The organism is Burkholderia sp. E168m23, assembly GCF_016586125.1.
GTDB lineage: Bacteria > Pseudomonadota > Gammaproteobacteria > Burkholderiales > Burkholderiaceae > Burkholderia > Burkholderia orbicola.
On the sequence record NZ_BCPP01001381.1, the window covers coordinates 1 to 1,272 of the forward strand.

Sequence of the window (1,272 nt, forward strand, 5' to 3'; positions counted from 1 at the left end):
CGATGAACGCGCGTCATTCACAGCTTCATTCGACTGGAGAGATGGACATGGAACCCATCCAACCCGCGGCGGGCACCGTATCCCCGCGATCCCGCCCGGGCGCGCCGCCGGCCGGCTGGCGCGCTCGCGTCGCGCGGCTCGACGCGTCGGGCTACGCGGGCATCGTGCTGCTCGCGCTGCTGATCGTGGTCGTGTTTCCGCTCGCGCTCGACACGTTCCGCCTGAACCTGATGGGCAAGTACCTGACCTATGCGTTCGTGGCGATCGGCCTCGTGATCGCGTGGGGCTACGGCGGGGTGCTCAGTCTAGGCCAGGGCGTGTTCTTCGGCCTCGGCGGTTACGCGATGGCGATGTTTCTCAAGCTCGAGGCGTCCGATCCGGCCGCCACGCACACGCAGACTACGCCCGGCATTCCCGACTTCATGGACTGGAACCAGCTCACCGCGCTGCCCACGTGGTGGAAGCCGTTTCACTCGTTGCCGTTCTCGATCCTCGCGGTGCTCGTCGTGCCGACGGCGCTCGCGTTCGTGATCGGCTACGCGATGTTCAAGCGGCGCGTGGGCGGCGTGTACTTCGCGATCATCACGCAGGCGGTCGCGCTGATCCTCTCGGTGCTGATCATCGGCCAGCAAGGCTATACGGGCGGCGTGAACGGCATCACCGATCTGCGCACGCTGCTCGGCTGGGACATCCGCACCGATCACGCGAAGCTCGTGCTGTATTTCGTGAACGCCACGCTGTTGATCGGTGCGCTGCTCGTCGGCCGCTGGGTTCAGCGCAGCAAGCTCGGCACGCTGCTGCTCGCGATGCGCGACAAGGAAGACCGCGTGCGCTTCTCGGGCTACGACGTCGCGATGTTCAAGGTGTTCGCGTTCTGTCTCGCGGCGATGCTCGCGGCCATCGGCGGCGCGATGTTCACGCTGCAGGTGGGTTTCATGTCGCCGTCGTTCGTCGGCATCGTGCCGTCGATCGAAATGGTGATCTACGCGGCCATCGGCGGGCGCATGTCGCTGGTCGGCGCGGTGTACGGCGCGATCCTCGTCAATCTCGGCAAGAGCTGGTTCTCGGAGAGCTTTCCGAACCTCTGGCTCTATCTGATGGCGGCGATGTTCATCGGCGTGGTGATGGTGTTTCCGAACGGGCTGGCGGGCCTCTACGACGAGCATGTGCGCCCGCGCGTGCGGCGGCTGCTCGGCGTGGCGAACAAGGAGGCGTGAAGCATGAGCAATACCGACTTTCTGCTCGCGATCGAAGACCTGACCGTGTCGTTCG

The 1,272-nt window shown here is 65.5% G+C and carries 1 protein-coding gene; it reads left to right on the plus strand.

Translation table 11 applies throughout. From position 1 onward, the window contains the following. Positions 1-47 precede the first annotated feature (47 nt). Positions 48-1,217 (plus strand): urea ABC transporter permease subunit UrtC, encoded by a 1,170-nt coding sequence (urtC, locus tag JMF90_RS37475; protein WP_011694773.1) that lies wholly within the window; start codon positions 48-50, stop codon positions 1,215-1,217. Positions 1,218-1,272: the final 55 nt, after the last annotated feature.

What these genes read in the sequence shown, in the direction of transcription:
- urtC (WP_011694773.1), top strand. Translation starts at nt 48, where the DNA reads ATGGAACCCATCCAACCCGCGGCGGGCACCGTATCCCCGCGATCCCGC.